We start from the raw sequence: 17180 nt of genomic DNA, 5'->3' as shown, positions 1-17180 counted from the left end.
TATAGATGCATTACGTATGCTAATTCATAGGTATGTTATGGACACAAAAATTACACGAATCCCACAACTATCATGGCTTCTTGCCTTCAAGAGTGTTGTTGAACATGGTAGTTTTACATATGCAGCACGTGATCTAAGCCTCACTCAGTCAGCTATCAGTCAACGTATAGCGAAGCTTGAAAATTTAATGAAAACACAACTTTTCTTTAGAAATTCAAAAAAAGTCGAGTTAACTGATGCAGGAAGAATGATATTGGATCAGATCCAGTCTCCATTCGATGAGATACTGGATGTCCTTGAGATTTATAACCAGGGTGTCACAAACAAAAATCTGGTGATTGAAACCGAGCCAGTCTGGAACAGAGTAATACTTTCCCCTGAGCTTCCCTTTTTTCTTTCCAGGCACAGGGATATTATTTTTCGCCAGACTCTGACAACACATCATCTTGATTTTTCAGTCGGAACCGAACTTGCGATAAAGTGGGGGGAAGGGGTGTGGCCGGGGTTTGATGCACAATATCTTTCAGGGCTTGATTATTATCCTGTGTGCTCACCAGCCTTTATGCAGCAAAACAAAATTGCTTCCATAGAGGATCTTAGCAGGGTCCAAATTCTACATGAAAGAGATTATTCTGACTGGCGCTACTGGCTAAAATATCATCCCTGCAAAGACATTAATCTGAATCGTGGGCATATTGTGGGGGAATCAAACATTCTAATGCAGCTCGCTATATCCGGAGTAGGTGTAGCATTGTGTGGTTATACTCTTGTTCGCGAATATCTGGATTCAGGGTTTTTGATTCTGCCTTTACCAGAATTAAAAGTACGCCACCATAAGGCATATTATATTCTGACAAGAAAAAATCATAAATTATCTGAACAGGCACGTATGTTTATTGATTTTGTCAATGATTTCACCCTGAATCAACAGAGATAAGTTCTCCGAGCAGACTTACCATGAAAGCGCTAGAAATGGCATGGGAAACTCGCGGTAAGCCCGTGGGAGTGATGTTCCACAGCGATCAGGGCAGCCATTATACGGGCTGGCAATTACTGTGGCGATACAGGATAAGGTAGGGTATGAGCCAGCGTGGAAACTGCCGGGATAATAATCCAATGGAGTGCTTCTTCAGGAGTCTGAAGAACGGATGGGTACCGGTTTATCTATGTGATAGTGGAGTGGGATCAACAATGGCAGACAGGTGACTGTGTCCATCAAAATCCACAGACGCTTGTGAGCGACACGAGGCTGCATGGATATGAAGTAACTGTATTATGAACATTAGGCAAGAAAAGGGATGCCTGTCATGAATTCATAACGTGTTGATTTGTGAAGAGGTAGCTGTCAAATATGAAGTTATTAGGTACTATATTCAATTTAACTTATGTTGTGCGGAAATTCAGTTCATGAGAAAAAACTCAGTATCATATTGTTTCAAATCAATATTTAGATTAGCAACCCTACTGGCTACATAGATCACTTCATGAACTAACAGATAAAAGGTGATTTTTCGATAACGTCATTCAGTGCACGGCATTCAAGGCTGAGATCGGCAAACATCTGTTCAATTAACTTGTATCTTTGCTTGAGCATTGTCATTTCCTGGCTACGCTAAAGCCATGAATGTACAGGTTAAGTATCAAAAAACCATCAAGATAGTATGAAGGTTTTGTCGATACTTTCTGCTTTTTATTGTGTGACTTATAACTGAGATGATAATTAAAAACCCGCCATTAATTGACGGGAGGGTGATTGTATTATCAGAACGTATAGAATGCACCAACAGTGAAAGTCAGATAGTCGTCTTTTGCAACGATTGGACTGTGATTTACATGGTTTGCCAGCGTTGTATAACGCAGGTCTGCATAACCTGACCAGCTGTCATCAAAGGTGTGTTGCCAGTTGATACCGTAATCGATGCTTGTTAACCCTCCTTCTGAGTTGAACTCTTTAAATCCAGTGTTTGCACTTTGCTTTTCATTCACACCAAACCAAGTATTATTGTACCGCGCATCGCCATAATTACAAACGGTACTGATGATCAGTGTATCTCTTACATTATTATACAACACAACATTTAGGCCAATATTGTAAAGCACCCCATGGCTTTCAGTCAGCGGAGCAATAGCATTGCCTTCAAATCCTATCCAAGGGGTCATCCACCAACCCAGCGTCGTTGTCGAATTTAATGCCGTTTTTATACTACCCATTCCTTTTAGATGTTTGGAACCATCCTGCAACCATGAACCATCATCATCTTTTCGCCCCCATGTATATCCTAGTGCTTGCCCCAGATAAAAACCATTCTCGAAGGAATATGTAATCCCTACACCTTTTTCTGAATTCATGAACCAGGTTCCGTTAGCCCATTCAAAATAAGGTGCGGCCGTCACATTATACTTATCAGACCCCATATATTGGGGGCCGTACTGTGTTCCTATGCCAACAGTTACCTCTGATTTATTTACGTCAGAGGCAGCGTTGGTTGCCAACGGCAGTAAAAAAACTGCCGACAGGATCGTATTTAATTTCTTCATAAAACTCCAAGAATGAATTATAATTCTTAACAGGTTCAGAAGTATGCCCAAAAATAATCAATAACTCCGCAAGAGTTTATCAAGGTTTAATCAAGGTGCTTATGTGAAACGTGTTTTAATCATTGAAGACGATCTGGATGCCGCGAATGTGCTTGAGGCATATCTTAAAAGAGATCAGTTCCATACATCGATTGCCAGTGACGGACAACGCGGTTTGGATCTGGTCTTCAGCTGGAAGCCCGATATCATTCTCCTTGATGTTATGCTGCCATCTATGAGTGGTACTGATATCTTGCTTGCGGTGCGACGGCGCAGTGAAATTCCGGTGATCATGATCACCGCCATCAGTGATGGGGCGGATAAAATTAGTGCGCTGCGTTATGGTGCCGATGACTATGTGGTTAAACCCTATAATCCTGGGGAAGTCGTCGCACGTGTTCATGCTATCCTGCGCCGCTACACTGTGCAGCGTAGTGGAGATAACCTCCAGTTCAGAAATATAAAAGCCGATATGGACTCCATGATAGTGGTCGTGGAAAAAGAGGGTGAATCCCCTCAACCACTTGAGCTGACACCAACGGAACTGGCATTACTGATGACATTCCTGAAATCGCCCTCTAAAGCCTTCACGCGACAGGCATTACTGGAAGCCTGCCTACCGGAAAGCGATGCTCTTGAGAGGGTGGTTGATACCCATATCTATAATTTGCGTAAAAAGCTCGAAGCTGCGGGTCAGACAGATCTTCTGATTAATGTCAGGGGCATAGGTTACAGGTTCACTAACTCATGAACATAAAATCGCGTGTACCGAAAAGAGAAAACAGTTCCTTATGGAACTGGATTTGCCGCAAGGTTATTTCGCTGGTCGTCGGCAGCATAGTCCTGATTTCTTTCTGCATGTGGCTGCGTTTTTACATCGATAATAAGTGGCACGAGTACATGATGCCTGTTGAGGTCAGGGCAGAGTTCGCTGAATTGATTAAAAATCCAGAACTAAATATCAACCGTTATCACGCGATCATCGATCAATGGTATGGCGTGGAGTACTGGAAACCGGAGTTAGGGATCACCGATTGGCTAATTCTGGCTGTACTTGTACTTGTCGTCATACCCGTCATTTTCACACTGACGCTGCGAACAGCACGCCCTCTGTCTAAGCAGATAAGCGCACTTGCCAATGCAGCTAAATCTGTTGCTCAGGGTCGCTTCGGAGCAACAGTAAAAATCACGGATAATCTCCCTCTGGAGTTACGCAGTCTTAGCGAAAATTTTAATGGGATGTCGATGCAGCTTGAGCGTTATGAAAAGGATCTTAAGAAATCACATGTTGCCATGGCCCATGAGCTTCGTTCTCCGTTGACTGCGGCTACGGGAAGACTCCAGGGCATGATTGATGGTGTTTTTGAGCCCAGCGAAACTCAGCTGAAAATGGTCATGCAGCAGCTTAGCGAACTGAACCGACTGGTTGAAGACCTGCATTTGCTGAAACTTGCCGACGCCGGTCAGTTAAATCTGAACATCATGCCTTCTCATCTGAATGAGATTATCAGGGAAAAAATTGCCTGGATTGCACCTTTTGCAGAGAAAGCGGGCGTCTCTATCAAACACAACCAGAACATAATGGTTAGCGGTATGGCCGACCCCTATCGCTTAGGGCAGGTTTTCCTGATACTGATGGATAACGCGCTGCGTTATGCGGCTGAAGGAGGCGAGCTTGATATCAGTTACGAAGCCACCCCAGAAACCGTTTCGGTTATTTTCAGGGACAAAGGACCCGCCGTACCGGATGATCTGCTTGACGATATCTTTACACCTTTTGTTCGCGAGGAGGTTTCCCGCTCAAGGCATTCCGGCGGTTCCGGTTTGGGGCTTTCTATTGCGCGAGCAATATGTGACGCTCATGGGGGACGGTTGGAGGTAGAGAAAAATGCGAAAGGTGGGTTGGCATTTAGGGTAACTTTGAGAAGCCTTAATATTTTGGCCTGTTGACTAATCCTTCACGCCTGGCCAACACAATCTTGATAATTCTCTGATTAAATACATGGTAAACGGGAGTTTACCATGTGGTTATTTCTGGATTGCGTCAGTTATGCATTTCATAAAATAGATGAACAAAACGCCTACATAATAGCAGGCGCAGTTTTAGGTTTTTTTATTCAGGTTGTCATTATTATTCTTTGGGATTCAAAGTTAAACTATGATTCAAAAAAACAAACCAGAGAGTAGATTATTGTCTATTAAAGGCATATAACCTTTCCCGTCTTTTCGGTATCAGCCCATCTTAATTTATAGTCCCATTCTTTTTCATACAGCCCTATAGAAAACATCATTTCCTTTTCCTGTGTGGTGCACAATTTGAGAGCATCAGAGATATTAGCCCACATCAGCATACTACCGGGACTGAATGCTGAATATCTGGGGTCAACACCACCATTGGGTACGTCAAGATACACCATATTGTTACTGCTCGCACTGAGTACCAGATCGATAGCGCAAGGTGTATCGGCGTAGAACAATACGTTGCCAAAAATCAAGTGGGGTACAGAGGATAACAACTCTTCTATTTTGTTTTCATCATAGCAGCGTACCGTGTCAGCAAACCTCAGTTTAAACAATCGTACATACAGACAAGCTATTTCCCTGGGCGACATATCTGACAGGCGGTAACATTTCCCACCCATGCCCAAAAACTTTCTTAGTTCTCCGTTTCGTTTTTTGATGGTTTTACCTGAGAACGAAGTTTTAACACGACATATTCTGCGTTTCGATCTGTAGAAAAATGTTGAATTACGGATGTTGCCGCGGTGACGTGCGGACAAACGGTTAGTCTTATCAGGTAGCCAAATTTTCTGTTCTGTCGATACCGGCAGCATAACTTCATCGAATGACACCGGATATTCCCGCCAGACATTCAATCCCACCTCTTTATTATCGACAGTAAAGTAAGCGGCTGAGACTTCACCGTCAGAGCAATATTGCCAGAAAGAAAACTCCCGCTGACCTTTCTTCATGAAAAATTCAACAATTTGAGGGTGCATATTAATGCTGCCACCAAATTTATTGTATGTTTCAGCATATACGTCATAACTGCAGGGTTTCCACCCTGATATTGAATGCTTCAGACTCATTATAATAACCTGATATGTATTAATTGTTTAAATTGAATCATCCCCGCCCAGAACGGTAAATAACTTCACTCCCTGAATAAGATATTTGAGACGTGCATTAGCATTTTGTTTACGTACTTCAAGCAGCTCATTGTTTTTTTGCAGTAAAGTTGCGTTACTTATCTGACCAGCGTTACGCGTTACTACTGCCATTCGGTATTGTTCTTTGACAGTATCAAAGATATGGGAGGTCTGGATAGTTTGCTTGTTCAGTGATGCCTGTCCGGCGAGAGCATCGGATGCATCCCTGAACGCCTGTTGTATTACTTTCTGATAATTGACGACTTCAATTTTCTCATTAATCCTGGACAGACTGAGGTGAGCCTGATTCTTACCACCGTCGAAAAGAGGAAGATTGATCGTGGGTACAAAGCTCCAGTTGGCGGTGCCACCCGAAAGTAATTTCCCCATATCAGCCGTGGATGATCCGCCTTCAGCGGTAATTGAAATCGATGGGAAGAATGCCGCTCTTGCCGCACCTATATTGGCATTAGCCGCTTTCAGTTGGTACTCTGCGGCAATAATATCAGGACGTTTAAGCAGAACCTCCGACGGTGTTCCTGCTTTAACTAACGGAAAAACCCAGTCATGCTCAGGTGATACATTTAACAGAGAGTCCGGTAACGGGGCACCAACAAGCAACTGGAGCGAGTTTAAATCCTGCTGAGCCTGTAACTCTGTTTGGTTCAGTTCTGATTGTGCATTGTTGACTGCGCTATCGGTATCCATCACTGCATTTTTAGTCAGATCTCCGGCATCAAATGCCTGTTGTTGCATGTGTTGGAGTTGCAGAATATTGGCCAACTTCTGGCGGGCAATACTGATGTTTTCCTGTTCTGTGATATATATCAGATAGGAATTGACCACCTGCTCAATAAGACTGAGCTTCAGGGCTCTTGCTGAAGCATCCGCAGCAAGATATTCATTGAGGGATGCTTCCCTGAGACTTTGTAAACGGCCCCAAAAGTCCACTTCCCAAGAGGCGGAGACCAGTTTAACGTCGTATTGATGATACGTTACCGAACCGGTATCAACGGTATCAAAGATACCAGCAGGCTCGTGAGCAGCGGTTTTTCCTGCCGTCAGACTGACTGTGGGCAACCAGGATAATTTTTCCACACCGTGCTGCACACCTGACTTTTTCAGGTTTAGTGCGGAGAGCTCAAGGTCTTTGTTGTTATCGATAGTTAGTTTGATCAGTTGCTGCAGCTTACTGTCTTTAAAAAATAGTCCGGTGAATGCTGGTGTACTCACACCCTCAGTGGAAGTATCTTTATATGACCAGGATAATGGCAAGGAGGTTTCAGGTCTCTGATATGCTGGCATCATCGTGCAGCCTGAAAGTAGTAAAGAGGTCATAACCGTAATGGCTGACACATGAAGCTTTATCGATACCGGAAACACCATTCTTACTCCTGTTGCCTGTTAAGTGTTCTGCAGACATCCAGTTGCGCCCGCCAGGACAATTATCCCGAACTCTGTCAATGAACAATCAAGGGCAATACAAGGGAGATGCAATACGCCTATATTTTTTTGGTAAATGTGTGGTAATTGTCCATTTCTTGATAATTCCTGAAATGTTCCTTGTCCTTTATGCGGTTAGATGCGGGTATGCAATTTATAGAGACCCCCGTAATGGCATACCTAAATAACTTATCCAAAAGTCGTCACCCGTTCTTAAGACGGTTTCCGACAGTGCTGTTAGTTTGCATTGCTATAGCCCTCGCCGGATGTGATGAAGCTGAACATAAAGCGTCTCAACCACGTCTGGTCCGCACCTGGATTGCATCGCAACAGCATCTCCCAGCCACTTTATGGACAGGCATTATTGAGCCTGCGGCTGAAGTGAGTTTGCAGTTCCGTCTCGATGGCAGACTCGCCACCCGTCCTGTGGATGTGGGGAGCAGAGTAAAACAGGGACAGGTTGTTGCTACGCTTTCCGGTTCGCAAAGTAAAGAGGATATGGCGGCAACGCTTGCGGAGTATCAGGAAGCGCTGGCGGCTGAACATAAAGGCAGACAGGAGCTGGAGAGGATACAAAAGCTTTATACCATTGGTACGGCTTCGCGCGCACAACTGGAGGACGCCAAGGCATCGATGGCGACACTGACTGCCCGAAAAATCCGGGCACAGGCACAAAAATCAGGTGCACTAAACGAATCAGGTTTCAGTACTCTGACATCTCCTTTTGATGGTGTGATTACGCTCTATATACCGTCTATAGGCCAAAATGTTGCGACCGGCCAGGACGTCATTAAAATTGCTTCTGATACTGTGGAAGTTCAGTTTAGCGTTCCTGTCCAGACTAGTTCCCGTCTACATACTGGTGATATTGTGTTGGTCAATGCAGAGGAGGGAAATTGTGAAGCACGCATTCGCTATATCTCTCCCAAATTGGATGACGTCACACGTGCTAGCCTGGTGCGGGCTACTTTGGAAACGACAAATGCTACAACTATATTTGGCCGTAGTGTAACAGTCGGGTTGAAGACCTTAGACAAAGACAAATTGTATTTCCCGGTACCGGCATCATCCCTCACGCGTTCAGGCAACCAGCCTGCTGTTTTTGTTGTTAAACCAGGAACAAGCAATCTTGAATTACGTCCTGTTGTGATCGAACGTTATACCTCAGACAAAGCCTGGGTGTCCGGTGGCCTGGCTTTGGGGGAACGCATTGTATCGGCAGGTACTAATACGCTGGAAAATGGCGAAAAAGTGGCTGTTGTACCCGGAGTAACGAAATGAAAACAGGTAAGTTTAATCTCTCGTCATGGGCAATAGCACACCAACAACTTGTCAGCTTCCTGCTGCTTATCATAATGGTAGGTGGATATTTTTCTTTCACCTTACTGTCACGTGATGAAGATCCCGCATTCACTATCAAAACTGCTGTAATCAGCGCGCAATGGCCTGGAGCAACACCGGAAGAAATGGTCAGTCTTGTAACTGATCCTATTGAGAAATCCGTTCAGGAACTACCGTGGTTTGACAGTGTAGAAAGCCAGACAAAAAATGGCTCTACCGAAGTTACGCTAAGCCTGCGTGATGATACGCCGCCTGAGCAGGTTAAGCCTGTCTGGCAGCAGTTGAGGAAGAAAATGCAGGATATTACTGCACTGCTTCCTGAGCACGTCACCACCCCTGCCGTTAATGATGAATATGATGCGACTTACGGCACGATTTTTGGGATTACTGCTGACGGTTTTACTCCTACCGAAACGCGGGATATGGTTGATAACATCCAGCGCCAGCTCCGAAATGTTAAAGATATCGGAAAAACCATCCAGATAGGCATTCAGACTGAACAGGTCGTGCTGAGCTTCTCAGCGCGCCAGATAGCATCAATGGGCATATCACCTGATGACATCATTGCTGCAATCAGACACAACAATGCCGTAACTCCATCCGGAACGTTACGGACAATGAACGATCGTATAAGTGTTGATGTTACCGGGGTTCAGATGACAGAAGAAACTCTGAAACATACTCGTCTTACTGCCGGCGGCCGGACGGTTACCCTGACCGATATTGTCCGTATTGAGAGAACACGGGAGGGAACACCTTCTCCAGGATTCCATGTTAATGGGCAGCCAGCGATGGGGATTGCCGTCGCAATGTTACCGGGTGGGAATATGCTGCAGTTTGGTTATGATCTCGACCTGCAACTGGAAAAAATCAAATCTGGTCTTCCTCACGGTATACACATAACAAAGATTGCAAACCAGCCAGCCATTGTAGATGAGGCCGTTGACGGCTTTCTTCATGTACTTATCGAGGCAATTGTCATCGTTCTGGCTGTGTCATTCGTATCACTTGGTTTACGTGCTGGACTGGTTGTCGCTGTTGCGATACCCATTGTGCTGGCACTTACATTTACAGGTATGGAACTGACCGGAATCGGGCTCCAGCGTATATCTCTGGGAGCATTGATCATCGCACTTGGATTACTGGTAGATGATGCAATGATCACGATTGAGTCCATGATATCTCATCTTGAGAAAGGAGAACCCTTACGGAAGGCTGCATCAAGTGCCTTCGTCAAAACGGCATTTCCTATGCTTACCGGAACACTGGTGATGATTGCAGGTTTTATCCCCGTTGGGTTCGCAAAGTCGATGGCAGGAGAATACTGTTACTCCTTGTTCGCGGTGATCTTTATTTCACTGATCAGCTCATGGGTTGTTGCAGTCCTTTTCTCGCCGCTTAGTGGTGTCTGGCTTCTTTCCGGAGCAAAGGTTCGTCCTCATGATGAAAACAAGGGAAGATTGTCACACGCTTATGAGGCCATCATAGAGTTCACGCTAAAACACCGTCTGGCCGTTACAGTCTCGTCAATGGTATTGCTGGGTTTATCCGTCTGGAGTAGCCAGTGGATGAAAAGCGAATTCTTCCCAGCTTCTGACCGTCCGGAACTTCTTATAAGTCTGACACTACCGGAGAACAGCACCCAGCAGCTAACGGAAAGGGAAACTCACCGTCTTGAGGAAATCCTTAACAAAGAAGACGATGTGAAACAATATTCCAGCTATATCGGCACTGGTGCCGTCCGTTTTTATCTTCCTATGGACCTTATGTCAGATGCCGAGAATATTGCCCAGTTGGTTGTCGTGGCAAAAGACCTGGAAGCACGTAACGCGCTGCAAACAAAGTTATCGGCGATTCTGCATGACCGTTTCAGCGATATAGTGACACGTATCTCGCCTCTGGAACTGGGTCCACCTGTTGGATGGCCGTTGAAATACAGGGTCAGCGGCCCTGATTTCAATCAGACTCGTATTTATGCCCGTCAGTTATCAGCAATGATGGCTAAGGATCCGCGTGTTACCGGACTGAATCTGACCGCAGGGGATCCACAGCGCTCAGTTACTGTGAATGTTAATCAGGTTTCAGCAAGTATGACCGGACTGACGGCAGAGCAAATATCCAATGCCCTGAATATGTTTTATACCGGTTTACCGGTGACTGAACTTCGTGAACAGAATCGCCGCACGGATGTTGTACTTCAGGGTAGTGAGGCGGACAGGAACAATTTATCCGGCATGGAAGGTACACTGATCACAAACTCTAATGGAGCTAAGATACCTCTATCACAGGTGGCCTCTTTCACCTGGGGTCTTAAAAACCCGATGATTCAACGTCGTAATCGTGAGGCTTCCGTTACTGTGCAGGGGGATGTGAGTAACGGACACAATGTGGACAGCGTGGTCAATGACCTGACACCTGCCATAGAGGGATTCAAACAAAAGCTTCCTGCCGGTTATTCCGTTACTGTCAGCGGTGCGTCTGAAGAGTCAGACAAGGGGAATGATTCACTGATGTCGGTTCTTCCTGTCACTGTCATTATTATGCTTGGTGTGATGATGGTACAGCTGCAGAGTTATTCGCGCGTTGTTCTTGCTACACTAATGGCACCGTTTGGTTTTATCGGTGTTGTGGGTGCACTCCTGCCGACAGGAACGCCATTAGGATTTGTGGCCTTACTGGGCGTCATTGCACTGAGCGGTATGATCATCCGTAATGCCATCATCCTGATTGCTGAAGTGGATGAAAATCTGAAGTCAGGATTGAGCAATATCGATTCCATTCGTAATGCCGCCCTGCATCGGGCAAGGCCGATTATGCTCACAGCCTGCGCAGCAATATTTGGCATGATTCCTATCGCGAGACAGGTTTTCTGGGGGCCGATGGCGTTTGCCATCATCGGAGGACTGGTTGCTGCAACGTTTTTCACACTCACTCTTCTTCCAGCATTGCTGAGCTACCTGCTTGAGTTTGAGCACAGGAAACATCAGAAAGGGCATTAACATGGATGACCCGATGGCAAAACGTTTCTCAACGTGCTGGCGACCTTCGCGGGATTTGAAGGTGACCTGATACGTCTGCGTACCCGCGAAGGTATGGTCATCGCCAGGACAAAGGGGAAATTGCGGGGAAAACAGCCAAAGCTTTCTGATAAACAACAAAAGGAATTATGCCGGATGCATGAAACAGTACAGTACTCAATCAGTGACCTTGCCGGGTTATTTTCAGTATCACGGCCTACAGGTTACCGGGTGCTTGCATGCAGTAATACTGCTTCGCCGCACCCGGATAAATATCAAGAACAAAATAAAAATAATTGTTAATAGGGTGTTTTAGAATGAAAGAAATTATTACAGATAAAGCAAGTAAAACCGATGCCGCAGAGGTGGTAAGGCTCATATCGCTGGCAGATAAAGATGCAGTGCTGACTCTTTCGGGCAAGGATAATATCAACGATGCTCTGACTGAATACCAGTTAAACTTTGAAAGAGATGATGTTTACTTTAGCTACAGAAATATATTTGTTGCAAGGGATAAGGAAAAAATAGCAGGCTGTATTCTCTGGTTTAGCGGTGAAGACGAATCTGGATTCAGTTCATTAACCGGACAAAAGCCTGAAATGGAAAATGAGTCAGAGCCCGATGAAATATATATCGATTCACTGGCTGTTCTGCCTGAATACAGAGGGCACGGAATAGCCAGTCTGCTGATTGACCAGGTAACCGCAGAGGCCAGAAGGAAGAGGGTAAAGAAGGTAACCCTTCTGGCTGACACAAAAAAAACTTATCTGAAAAAACTGTATCAGAAGTCGGGTTTTGTCGTCACATCAGAGATGACTCTCCTTAACGACCATTACGAAAAAATGACATTTTACATCAGTGTGTAATCATCAGGGGGAATTGTCTATATTCCCCTTAAGGTCGCAACGCTTCTTCATGGGGATGTCCTCATGTGGCTTATGAAGACATTACTAACATCGGGATGTATTAATCAACGGGGAACAGGTCAGTACTTCGCAAAGCTGTCCGACTGAGGTACGCCTTTATTCGTGACAACTCCCGTTGCTGGCCTGTTCGTCTGCTCTGCAGGGTGCTGGATGTTCATCCCAGTGGCTTTTACGCCTGGTTTAAGCAACCGTATTCTCAGCGCCACCAGGTAGATCTGAGACTGACGGGACAGATCAAACAGTTCTGGCTGGAGTCCGGTTGCGTTTATGGTTATCGCAAGATCCATCTGGACTTGCGGGATAGCGGGCAACAGTGCGGAGTGAACAGAGTCTGGCGACTGATGAATCGTGCCGGGATAAAGGCTCAGGTCGGGTACCGGAGCCCGCGGGCACGCAAAGGCGAGGCCAGTATCGTATCGCCCAACAGGCTCCAGCGACAGTTCAATCCGGATGCTCCGGATAGTTGCTGAAACGCGAACGGATAAAGAAAAAGATCTACGGAACGCGGGAAGAAGCCCGCAGCGATATTTTTGATTACATCGAAATGTTTTATAACAGTAAGCGTCGGCATGGTTCGAGCAATCATATGTCACCGACAGAATATGAAAACCAGTATTATCAACGGCTCGGAAGTGTCTAGATTATCCGTGGCGATTCAAACTTGCAACGAGTTTGAGCGTCTGCGTAATTGCTCACTTAATATCTATGTGATAGCGGAGTGGGATCAACAATGGCAGACAGGTGACCGTGTCCATCAAAATCCACTGACGCTTGCGAGCAACACGAAGCTGCATGAGTGAGTACATGATTGTCCTTACATTCACAATGGATATGAAGTAAATGTATAATGAACATAAGGCAAGAAAAGGGATGCCTGTCATGAATTCGTAACGTGTTGATTTGTGAAGAAGCAACTGTCGAAGATGAAGTTATTGGGTGCTGTAGGATATTTAACATAATATACATTATGCGCACTAACATAGATTCAGGTGAAATCTGGTGTTTTGTGGTCATACTTGGTCTGGTCGTTGATGACCTCTGAAAGACCTTTTCCAGCGCTGATACCATCACACTTGCCATCTGATAATCAGGCTGACCACCTGACAACTGTTTTTCCAGTTTTCCAGGCATCGCGTTCACGGCGTGCATGCTCCAGTTACACAGGAAATTCACCTGCACTTTGCTGAGGCATGCCCACTCCTGGTTCATAGTGGATCTGATAACGTTGCTTTAGTCCGCACCGTGCCAGGAATTCCTCTTATTTTTGTGCGCACTCGGTTTCCGACGGATCTCTGTCATCCTGACAGGCATATCCCGAAATTCCTTATCCTGCTTTATTATCATTTCTCTGGGTAAAGATGCTCGCTCATTACTCCATTCATCAACGATATATAACAGGAAAAGCTCCGGCTTAACGGAACGGCTCTTCCCTACTATTATTTCTGAGAATTAAAACGGCATTTTAAAGCAGCGCTTGTCCGGCAAGATGGCCAACCCCCATCGACAAAGCCATTGCCATAGTACTCCAGAACGTAATTCTGACGATCGCCCTTACAGGAGAGGCTTTGCTTACAACCGAAGATATATAACCAAGTGCAGCCAGCGAACAAAGAGTGGACAGAATAATAAACAAAGAAACCAGCGTTGGTGGTGATAACCAGGCAACGAATAAAGGCAACACCGCGCCGGCAGAAAAACTCAGTGCTGAAAAGAGAGCTGCCTGTAGAGGCCGCGCAGAATTCGTACCTGTCAACCCGAGCTCTTCCCGGGCATGAGCATCCAGTGCATCCTTCACCATTAACTGCTCTGCAACCTGGTGAGCAAGTACCGGCTCCACTCCACGTTGTATATACAATGACGTAAGCTCCCGCACCTCTCCCTGATAATCTGCTTCCAGTTCCTTTTGTTCCTGTTCCAGAGCTGCGTTTTCTGTATCCGCCTGTGATGAAACTGAAACATATTCCCCTGTCGCCATCGACATCGCCCCCGCAACCAGGCCGGCAACCCCCGCCAGTAAAACACCTGAGGGACCGGTATTTGCCGACGCGACGCCAAGGACAAGGCTCGCTGTCGACACAATACCGTCATTTGCCCCCAGCACGGCAGCCCTTAACCATCCAACGCTTTCAATACTGTGTCGTTCAAGATGCATGTTCCTGTTTTCCTGTTACGTTCGCTTTGTTGGTAGATATGTGAATAAGATAACGTTCATCGTTTAAATTAAAAGATACATGTCTGTTTATTCAGGAGACAATACCAAACCAGATAACGGTTAATGGTTCATATGATCCACTTTTAACCGCCCCAGGCGCATAATACTGGAGGAAAAAACCATGAAAAACAGCCGGTTCTTACTCGATATTATGCTGCTAATTTTCCCCCTACTGGCGTTGACGCTATACATCGTCAATCAGGATACTACGTGGGGACAGAATACCGCCGTTATATTAATCATTTCGACTATCCCTTCTTTACTTTTGTTAACTTATGAAGTGGTTAAGTCATTATTAAGTCATAAGTTTGGGGTAGATTTACTCGCCATTCTTTCAATGTCCGGGGCTCTGTGGATGGATGAACCGGCCACTGCGGCCGTGATTGCCGCCATGACGGCTTCAGGCCGATTTTTAGAAAACTACGCCCGGGGTCGCGCAGAACGTGAAATGGTTGCGCTACTTTCCAGGGTACCCCGTTTTGCCAACCGACTGACTGAGAATGGCATCCAGGTTATTCCCGTTGAATCCATTCAACCTGGTTACTTGCTTCTGGTTAAGCTGGGGGAAACCATTCCAGTAGATGGCCCGTTGGTGAGTGTGAGCGCAGTGCTGAACGAATCCTCTATTACCGGGGAATCGTTGCCGGTCACCAGACAAACCGGTGAATTACTGTTAAGTGGTACAATTAATGCCGGTGACGCACTGAAAATGCACGCTGCCCGTGCCGCTAAAGACAGCACACTTCAGGGTATCATCAGTGTGGTTGAACAAGCAGGCCAGGCACGTGCGCCCGCGGTCAGACTCGCTGATCGTTATGCTGCCTGGTTCATCCCTTTCACCCTTGGCGTTGCCTGGCTGGCCGGGATGGTGAGCCATGATCCATTACGCGCACTGGCCGTTCTGGTTGTTGCAACGCCTTGTCCCCTCCTCCTGGCGGTGCCGGTGGCACTGGTATCCGGTATTTCTCGTTGCGCAAAGCGGGGAATTTTGATCAAAGGCAGCTCTGCGCTGGAACAACTTGCCCGGGCTGATTATTTGTTTTTTGACAAGACCGGCACTCTGACTGGCGGTATGGCAAAACTGATGTCGATTCACAGTTTCTCCCCCCAGTTCACACAACCTGATTTGCTCAAACTGGCAGCCAGCATGGACCAACTTTCCTGCCATGTTATTGCCAGTGCTATTTTGCAGGCTGCACAAGAGCAAGGACTTGGATCATTACCGATGCCAGAGTCAGTACAGGAAGTGGCTGGGGCCGGGTTAACGGGAAAGGTGAACGGACAACAGGTATGTATTGGGACACTGGATTTTGTCCTGAGCCAGTCACACGCGGGCAACTGGCTGGAGTCTGCCCGCCAGCGCCTGTTAATTGAGAACTCGACGGTAGTTGCGATTGCAGTTAATTCGGAACTGGTCGGCTGGTTGTTATTTTCTGATCAGTTGCGACTTGAAACCCCCCGGGCTTTGCGCATGTTGCGCAAATCAGGCGTTCACGAGATCGTCATGCTGACAGGTGACAAGCAGGAGGTGGCGGAAAGTATTGGCACCGGCCTCGGTGTAGATCAGGTACTGGCAGAATTGACTCCTGAAATGAAACTGAAGTACGTCTCAAAAGCGTCATCCGCTCACTGCACGATGATGGTTGGTGATGGGGTGAATGATGCCCCTGCTCTGGCGGCTGCGGATGTCGGTGTTGCAATGGGGGCAAGAGGTACGGCTGCCGCAGCAGAAAGTGCAGATGTTGTGCTACTGACAGACCGTTTAGACCGGCTGGCTGAGGCCAAAGTCATCGCCAGGCTGTCAATTCGTATTGCCAGACAAAGTGTCTGGCTCGGTATGGGGCTGTGCTGTGTTGCTATGGTCTTTGCCGCGCTGGGTCTGCTTCTCCCCTTTGAAGGTGCCCTCTTGCAGGAGTTCATTGATCTGCTTGCCATTATGTCGGCATTACGGGTTCTTGCGAGTGGGATAACTCGCCCGGCGGACAGGACAATGAGTGCAGAGCAGGTTGCTGCATTGCGCAATGAACACCACCGGTTGCAGCCATTACTCCAGCGTTTGACTGAGGTTGCAACACTGTTACCCCAGGCAAGTCCGGAAGAACGACGAACGCTCATGAAGACACTCCATGATCAACTGACCCAGGATATACTTGCTCATGAGCAGCAGGATGAACAGGGACTGTACCCCACCATGACATTGATGCTGGCCGGTGATGACCCGCTGGCTGCGATGAGCAGAAGTCACCAGGAGATTTATCTGCTTGTCAGAAAACTGGGCCAGTTGAGCATCCTTCTACAAAGCACAGACGGCTCTCCAGGTACTGTTCAGGATATTCAGCAGTGTCTTTATGGCCTTGAAGCAATTCTGAGATTGCATTTTGCTCAGGAAGAAGAATTATTTAGCGGTCTTCAGAATTAGCCTCCCCACTTCCGATGCGGTACAACGCTGACCGAAAGGCATGGAATTGTCGGTAATGCCCACTATATTTATATATTCGAATTATCGTATGTGTTA

General features: G+C 46.4%; 12 protein-coding genes and 3 pseudogenes. 11 read left to right on the top strand and 4 right to left on the bottom strand.

Going from position 1 to position 17180, the window contains the following annotated elements:
- Nucleotides 1-37: 37 nt before the first annotated feature.
- A complete protein-coding gene (locus ACHHZ6_RS15980) occupies nt 38-937 on the top strand; it encodes a LysR family transcriptional regulator (RefSeq protein ID WP_230857863.1) in 900 nt (299 codons plus the stop codon).
- Nucleotides 937-1158 (top strand): annotated as a pseudogene (locus ACHHZ6_RS15975) (IS3 family transposase); the annotation flags it as partial. The gene ACHHZ6_RS15980 and the pseudogene ACHHZ6_RS15975, both read left to right, overlap by 1 nt.
- A gap of 603 nt (nt 1159-1761) precedes the next feature.
- Here the strand turns inward: ACHHZ6_RS15975 and ACHHZ6_RS15970 are convergent.
- On the bottom strand, nt 1762-2538 hold the full coding sequence (locus ACHHZ6_RS15970; protein ID WP_395122667.1) for a MipA/OmpV family protein: 777 nt from the start codon (nt 2536-2538) through the stop codon (nt 1762-1764).
- Between the two features lie 103 nt (nt 2539-2641).
- Here ACHHZ6_RS15970 and ACHHZ6_RS15965 point away from each other — a divergent pair, with 103 nt between their 5' ends.
- From ACHHZ6_RS15965 to ACHHZ6_RS15955, 3 genes are all read left to right on the top strand, one after another.
- The gene (locus tag ACHHZ6_RS15965; RefSeq protein WP_395122666.1) at nt 2642-3328 is read left to right on the top strand and encodes a response regulator; all 687 of its coding nucleotides are present in this window, start codon (nt 2642-2644) and stop codon (nt 3326-3328) included.
- The gene (locus ACHHZ6_RS15960) at nt 3325-4527 is read left to right on the top strand and encodes a sensor histidine kinase (RefSeq protein WP_395122664.1); all 1203 of its coding nucleotides are present in this window, start codon (nt 3325-3327) and stop codon (nt 4525-4527) included. Before ACHHZ6_RS15965 ends, ACHHZ6_RS15960 begins: the two co-directional genes overlap by 4 nt.
- Before the next feature lie 72 nt (nt 4528-4599).
- Nucleotides 4600-4764 (top strand): hypothetical protein, encoded by a 165-nt coding sequence (locus ACHHZ6_RS15955; protein WP_395122662.1) that lies wholly within the window; start codon nt 4600-4602, stop codon nt 4762-4764.
- An 11-nt stretch (nt 4765-4775) separates the two neighbouring features.
- Here ACHHZ6_RS15955 and ACHHZ6_RS15950 read toward each other — a convergent pair whose 3' ends face one another.
- Both ACHHZ6_RS15950 and ACHHZ6_RS15945 read right to left on the bottom strand, forming a co-directional pair.
- Complete coding sequence (locus tag ACHHZ6_RS15950) at nt 4776-5666, bottom strand: Mig-14 family protein (protein WP_395122660.1); 891 nt, start codon at nt 5664-5666, stop codon at nt 4776-4778.
- Nucleotides 5667-5693: 27 nt separating this feature from the next.
- Entirely contained in the window at nt 5694-7112 is a 1419-nt protein-coding gene (locus ACHHZ6_RS15945; RefSeq protein ID WP_395122658.1) for an efflux transporter outer membrane subunit, read from the bottom strand.
- Between the two features lie 228 nt (nt 7113-7340).
- Between ACHHZ6_RS15945 and ACHHZ6_RS15940 the strand changes: the two genes are divergently transcribed.
- From ACHHZ6_RS15940 to ACHHZ6_RS15920, 5 genes and pseudogenes are all read left to right on the top strand, one after another.
- Nucleotides 7341-8450: an efflux RND transporter periplasmic adaptor subunit gene (locus ACHHZ6_RS15940; RefSeq protein ID WP_395122656.1), complete on the top strand. Its 1110-nt coding sequence runs from the start codon at nt 7341-7343 to the stop codon at nt 8448-8450.
- Entirely contained in the window at nt 8447-11509 is a 3063-nt protein-coding gene (locus tag ACHHZ6_RS15935) for an efflux RND transporter permease subunit (protein WP_395122655.1), read from the top strand. The genes ACHHZ6_RS15940 and ACHHZ6_RS15935 overlap by 4 nt, the downstream gene beginning before the upstream one ends.
- Before the next feature lie 9 nt (nt 11510-11518).
- Nucleotides 11519-11830: pseudogene (locus ACHHZ6_RS15930) on the top strand (helix-turn-helix domain-containing protein); the annotation flags it as partial.
- A gap of 14 nt (nt 11831-11844) precedes the next feature.
- Nucleotides 11845-12393, top strand: a complete 549-nt coding sequence (locus ACHHZ6_RS15925; RefSeq protein ID WP_395122653.1) for a GNAT family N-acetyltransferase — start codon at nt 11845-11847, stop codon at nt 12391-12393.
- A 113-nt stretch (nt 12394-12506) separates the two neighbouring features.
- Nucleotides 12507-13093: pseudogene (locus ACHHZ6_RS15920) on the top strand (IS3 family transposase); the annotation flags it as partial.
- Between the two features lie 822 nt (nt 13094-13915).
- Here the strand turns inward: ACHHZ6_RS15920 and ACHHZ6_RS15915 are convergent.
- Entirely contained in the window at nt 13916-14605 is a 690-nt protein-coding gene (locus ACHHZ6_RS15915) for a VIT1/CCC1 transporter family protein (RefSeq protein ID WP_395122652.1), read from the bottom strand.
- Between the two features lie 181 nt (nt 14606-14786).
- Between ACHHZ6_RS15915 and ACHHZ6_RS15910 the strand changes: the two genes are divergently transcribed.
- Complete coding sequence (locus tag ACHHZ6_RS15910) at nt 14787-17084, top strand: heavy metal translocating P-type ATPase (RefSeq protein ID WP_196391312.1); 2298 nt, start codon at nt 14787-14789, stop codon at nt 17082-17084.
- The last annotated feature ends 96 nt before the right edge of the window (nt 17085-17180 follow it).

The organism is Enterobacter cloacae complex sp. 2024EL-00214 (genome assembly GCF_043945575.1).
In the GTDB taxonomy this organism is placed as follows: Bacteria; Pseudomonadota; Gammaproteobacteria; order Enterobacterales; family Enterobacteriaceae; genus Enterobacter; species Enterobacter cloacae_P.
This window is presented reverse-complemented; position numbering and strand designations above follow the sequence as displayed.

Coding starts and splice junctions, on each gene's coding strand:
- ACHHZ6_RS15980 (WP_230857863.1), top strand. CDS start 38: ATGGACACAAAAATTACACGAATCCCACAACTATCATGGCTTCTTGCC.
- ACHHZ6_RS15970 (WP_395122667.1), bottom strand. CDS start 2,538: ATGAAGAAATTAAATACGATCCTGTCGGCAGTTTTTTTACTGCCGTTG.
- ACHHZ6_RS15960 (WP_395122664.1), top strand. CDS start 3,325: ATGAACATAAAATCGCGTGTACCGAAAAGAGAAAACAGTTCCTTATGG.
- ACHHZ6_RS15955 (WP_395122662.1), top strand. CDS start 4,600: ATGTGGTTATTTCTGGATTGCGTCAGTTATGCATTTCATAAAATAGAT.
- ACHHZ6_RS15950 (WP_395122660.1), bottom strand. CDS start 5,666: ATGAGTCTGAAGCATTCAATATCAGGGTGGAAACCCTGCAGTTATGAC.
- ACHHZ6_RS15945 (WP_395122658.1), bottom strand. CDS start 7,112: ATGGTGTTTCCGGTATCGATAAAGCTTCATGTGTCAGCCATTACGGTT.
- ACHHZ6_RS15940 (WP_395122656.1), top strand. CDS start 7,341: ATGGCATACCTAAATAACTTATCCAAAAGTCGTCACCCGTTCTTAAGA.
- ACHHZ6_RS15935 (WP_395122655.1), top strand. CDS start 8,447: ATGAAAACAGGTAAGTTTAATCTCTCGTCATGGGCAATAGCACACCAA.
- ACHHZ6_RS15925 (WP_395122653.1), top strand. CDS start 11,845: ATGAAAGAAATTATTACAGATAAAGCAAGTAAAACCGATGCCGCAGAG.
- ACHHZ6_RS15915 (WP_395122652.1), bottom strand. CDS start 14,605: ATGCATCTTGAACGACACAGTATTGAAAGCGTTGGATGGTTAAGGGCT.
- ACHHZ6_RS15910 (WP_196391312.1), top strand. CDS start 14,787: ATGAAAAACAGCCGGTTCTTACTCGATATTATGCTGCTAATTTTCCCC.